The following is a 4,711-nucleotide window of genomic DNA, read 5'->3' on the forward strand; positions in this document are numbered from 1 at the left end:
CGCCTGCTCGGGCGCCACCAGCGGCCGAATCTCGAGGCCCGTGTAGAACTTCAGATCGTCGATCGCGAAGAGGTTGTCCGGATTCGCCATCGCGACTTCGAGCACGCGTCCCTGGCGGCTGACGGGCACGAGCTGGAAGCGGGTGGCGATCTCCTCGGGCACCAGCTTGATGAGTTCGGCATCGATGTTGAGGTTGGCGAGATCGACGGCCTGCACGCGGAAGACGGCGGCGAGGAAGTCCCGGAATGCGGCTTCCTCGATGAAGCCGCTGGCGATGATGTGCTTGCTCAGCGTGCCGCCCTGGCGCTGGTGCGCCTCGACGATCGCGCCCAGCTGCTCCGTGGTGAGCAGCCGGCTCGCCAGCAGCGCCTCGCTGAGTCGCTCGTTGGTCACGGGGTCCTCCGGGGGACAGGCATCCCCGGAGGGGTGCCGCCGCTACGCGGTAGGCAACGCACATGCCAGCCATGGCAGGGCGCGGGCTGTCGCGGCGAGGGCGGGTGAGGGTGCGCGAGGGCGCGCTGGGTAGGGCCGAACTCAGGCGGCGGCAGGGGCTGCGCGCAGGCGTGCGCTTTTGCCCGGCCTACTGATCAAGATGCCAGTCGAGGCCCAGGCGCAAGGACACCGGCGGACTCGGAAAGCCCGGGAGCTCCTCGCCGGGGCGGTCGAGGGCGTTGACGACCCTGAGCCAGAAACGCGCCGCGAGCACGCGCAAGTCGACGCCGACATCCGCGCGCAGCAGCTCGCGATGGTCCGCGCGACCGCCGCGCAGCTCGAGCCCGCCGGACAGGTCCAGGCGCGCGTCCCGGGCGAAGAAGGGCCGCCCCAGGGCCAGCTCGCCGCGCAGGACCAGGGGGTAGAAGCTGCCCTCTCCCAGCGGCGCCGCGCGCTCGCGCGCCTCGGCGCGCAGGCTGCCGGCCGCCCGCAGCTCGCCGCCCAGTCCGCGCAGGCGCGCGCCGAGCACGAGGTCGAGGGCGCCCCGGCGCTCGCCCGCGAGGGAGCGCCAGGCGAAGCCCTCGCCGGCGGCGAGCGCCTGCCAGTCGCGCCCGCCCGTCTCCCCGCTCAGGCAGAGCTGACCCCAGGCCGTCTCCCCCTCGCGCTGCAGCGCAAGCAGCCCCCGCAGCAGCGGATCGGCGGCGGCGGCCGCTCCGGGCCTGCCGAGCCCGGCCGGCCAGAGACCGAGGCCGACGAGGCGATCCCGCTCCCAGGCCGCGTTTTCGGAGCCAGTCGCAAGCGCCGCCCGCAGGCGGGTCCCGCGCAGGACGGCCGGCGCCCAGGCGAGACGGGCCTCGGCGCCGAGGCGGCCGCGCCGCTCGCGCTCCGCCTCCAGGCGCAGTCCGCCCTGCAGCTCCGGGCCGGCAGCGAAGCCGCCGCGCCACTGCAGCGTGAGCCAGCCGCGCGCCGGACGGGGCAGGGCGCTGCGACCCGCGGCGCTGCTGAAGCCGAGCTGATGGCGCTCGGCGCCGCCCGCCAGCCGGAAGCCGCTGCCCAGGCTGTCCGCAGCGAGGCTCCAGCGCAGCGCGACCGCGGCGTCGTTCGCCCGGCCCTCGCCGCTGCGGCGTTCGAGGAAGCGCTGTTCCAGCTGCCACGCGCCCAGCGGGGAGGCCGGCAGCGCGAGGCCCAGGCGCAGCAGATCGCGATACCAGGCATCGCTGCGGCTGCCGCGGCGGTCGAAGTGCCACTCGCTCTCGTCCAGCGCCAGCTCGAGCGGCCCGGCGCCGGCCGCGGCCAGCCGCAGGCGCGCGCTGAGGGCGCGCCGCCGGTTGGTGCCGACTTCGGGATCCGCGCTCGCCGCTGCCGGCTCGCCGTTCCAGACGGCGCTGAAGGGATAGCCGTCGCTGAAGACCTCGTCGAGCCCGACGCTGAGCGCCAGGTCCCCCGGTGGCGTCGCGAAGGCGAGGTGCCGGCCCCGCTCCCTGAAGCGACCGCGGGAGAGATGGATGCGCGTCGTCACTCGCGGCAGGCTCGGCCGGCGCGTCTGGACGCGGATCGCCCCCGCGATGGCCTCGCCGCCATGGGCGACGAGCTGCGGTCCGAGATCGACCGCCACCGCCTCGACGAGAGACAGGGGCAGCTCCTCGGCGAGCAGCGCGCCGCTCCAGGGATCCCGCCAGGGCTCGCCGTCGACGACGAGCAGCAACTCGCCCGGCCGCGCAGCGCCGGCCTGCACGCGGTAGGGCAGTCCGGCCCCGCCCTGCCGCTCGACGACGAGCAGGGGGCAGGCGCGCAGGACCTCCTCCAGGGTCTCCGCGTGCAGCTGGCGCAGCGCGTCCCCGGCGATCGACCAGGTCTGCCCGGCGGCGGGACGCGCGACGAGCAGGCCCAGCAGGAGCGCGAGCGCCGCGCACCGGCCGCCCGGGCGGCGCTGCTCAGGCATGGGCACCGCCTGCCGCGCACTCCAGGCGCGCCGCCTGGCGCAGCAGCGGGTCGTAGCTGGTCCCGAAGACGATCAGGTTGACCGCCAGCGAGCCGGCCGTCATCAGCACGCCCAGCGCGGCCCAGCCCTCCCAGGCGCCCCCGGCTACCAGCAGGTAGGCGAGGCTGGGCAGGACCGGCAGGGCCAGCGCGGCCAGCAGCGCGAAGGGCAGGAGCGCGAGGCGGCGCAACCAGGGGGCCCCGCGGCCCACCGGCAACAGGCGGGCGTAGAGCGCGCCGAGGGTGGCGATGGCCAATCCCGCGAGGAGCTGGGCAGCGAAGAGCAGCGGCAGCGCCAGACTCGAGCCGTAGGGGTTGAGTCCGTAGTAGAGCGTCACGGCGAGGAGGGCGGCCGCCCCACCGCCGGTGAGGCCGAGCAGGCTGCCGCCGACGAAGAGACTGAAGCTGAACAGCTCCACGTTGGGCAGGGGAGCGAAGAGGAAGCCGAGGGCGGCGGCGAGGGCGGCGACGAGGGCGATGCGAACGGTGCGGCGCACCCGGACTCCTCCTCCGCCGACAACGACGCCGCGGGGCGAGGCGAACTTAGCCCATGGTCTCCGGGGGGTCAAGCCGCCCCGGCCGCAGGGTGCGCAGCGCTGCCAGAGTGTCGCCGGCGACGCCTTCGGCGCCCAGATCTCGCCCCGCGCTGGCGGGCTGGTGGAAGTCGCTGCCGCCGGTGGCGAGAAGCCCCCAGCGGCGGCACTCCTCCCGCAGGCGCTCGCGCTCGAGCACGGATTGCTTGGGGTGATCCACCTCGAGTCCCTTCAGGCCGAGGGCGACGAAGCGCGGCAGCAGCGGCGCGTAGTCGCAGAGCGCGGGATGGGCGAGCACGGGCACGGCGCCGTGGCGGGCGAGCAGCGCGAAGCCGCGCTCGGGCTCCATCAGGCGCTTGGGCTCGTAGGCGGGGCCGTCGTCGCCGATGAAGCGCTCGAAGGCCTCCTCGAGGCTGGCGACGTCGCCGCACGCGAGGAGGGCCTTCGCCACGTGCGGCCGGCCCGGATTGCCGTCGCCCACCTCGGCGAGCACGTCCGCCAGCTCGACCGCGCAGCCGAGGGCGCGCAGCTTGGCCACGATGCGCTCGGCGCGCGCCTGCCGCATGTCGCGCAGCTCGGCGAGCACGGCGCGCAGCTCCGCGCTGCTGTGGTCGATCCAGTAGCCGAGCAGATGCACGTCGCGCGGCCCGACCTGGAGGCTCAGCTCGATGCCCGGAATCAGTTCCAGGCCCGCGGCGGCGGCCGCCGCCAGGGCTTCGGCGATGCCGTCGACGCTGTCGTGGTCGGTGAGGGCGAGGCCGTCCAGGCCCGCGAGACGAGCCCTGGCGACGAGGGCGGCCGGAGCGAGAACGCCATCGGAGGCCGTGCTGTGGCTGTGCAGGTCGTAGCGCAGGAGAGCCTCCTCGCCCACCGGGAGGAGGCAGCCTACTAGGCGCCGGTCAGCTTGGCAAGCCTCGCCTGGACGTCCCGGAACTCGCCGTCGAGCTGGTAGACCTTCGTGAAGGCGTCGAGCGCGAGGTCCCAGGCCTTGAGCATCTCGTAGGCCTGACCGAGCACGTAGTAGAGCTCGACCATCGACTTGCGCGGGTAGGTCTCGGCGTCCAGGCGCGTTTGCAGCAGCAGCACGATCTCGCGCGGGCGCTCCAGCTCGAGCAGGCAGCGCGCCATCCACTCGCGGGTCTTCTGGCCGAGCACCTTGTGCTCGAGCGTGTGCTCGAATTCCTCGAGCGCCTCCTCGTAGAGGCCCATCTCCATGTAGGAGACGCCGAGCTGGTAGCGCTCTTCGGCCGCCATCGAGCCCATCTGCTCCTTCATGCGCCGCTTGAACTCGCCGAGCACATCGTCGATGTCGTCGGTCTGCATCGCCTCGCCGGCCGTCGTCGAGAGGCCGAAGCTCAGATGGCCGTCGGCGCGCTGCCCGTCGAGATCGATGCTTCGGCGGGGCTCGCCGCTGCCGGGCGCGCCGCGCCCGGCGCCTGTGGGCACCGCGGGCGGGCGCGCGCCCTCGCCGCCCCGGGGGGGCGCGACGGGCGGCGCCTGCCACTCGCCCTCCGCTTCGCGCAGGCTCTCCTGCAGGGAGGCCAGTTCGAGGACCGGTGGCTCCGTCGCCGGCGGTGGCGACACCGGCGGCAGCGCCGCCGCCAGAACGGGTGATGCCTCGAGGGCGGCGGGAGGCGCAAGCGGCGCCTCGGGCAGCAGCTCCACGGCGGCGTCGACGTGCAGCTGCGCGCTCAGGCTCTCCGCGAGCTGGCGCGTCGTCAGCAGTTCCTCGCGCGGGTCGCCCCCGGTCACGACCTCCACCTTCT

Annotated in this window: 4 protein-coding genes; all 4 read right to left on the minus strand. The window is 74.8% G+C overall.

Annotated features, from left to right (window positions below):
- Positions 1 to 393 (minus strand): type II secretion system protein GspE (locus FJ251_13570; protein ID MBM4118734.1); only part of this gene is annotated, 393 nt, incomplete at its 3' end.
- A gap of 187 nt (positions 394 to 580) precedes the next feature.
- Positions 581 to 2,374 (minus strand): hypothetical protein, encoded by a 1,794-nt coding sequence (locus FJ251_13575; GenBank protein ID MBM4118735.1) that lies wholly within the window; start codon positions 2,372 to 2,374, stop codon positions 581 to 583.
- Entirely contained in the window at positions 2,367 to 2,909 is a 543-nt protein-coding gene (locus tag FJ251_13580; protein ID MBM4118736.1) for a hypothetical protein, read from the minus strand. Before FJ251_13580 ends, FJ251_13575 begins: the two co-directional genes overlap by 8 nt.
- A 46-nt stretch (positions 2,910 to 2,955) precedes the next feature.
- The gene (locus tag FJ251_13585; GenBank protein MBM4118737.1) at positions 2,956 to 4,560 is read right to left on the minus strand and encodes a PHP domain-containing protein; all 1,605 of its coding nucleotides are present in this window, start codon (positions 4,558 to 4,560) and stop codon (positions 2,956 to 2,958) included.
- Between the last annotated feature and the right edge of the window lie 151 nt (positions 4,561 to 4,711).

Source organism: bacterium (assembly GCA_016873475.1).
Classification (GTDB): domain Bacteria; phylum Krumholzibacteriota; class Krumholzibacteriia; order JACNKJ01; family JACNKJ01; genus VGXI01.

Coding starts and splice junctions, on each gene's coding strand:
- FJ251_13575 (MBM4118735.1), bottom strand. CDS start 2,374: ATGCCTGAGCAGCGCCGCCCGGGCGGCCGGTGCGCGGCGCTCGCGCTC.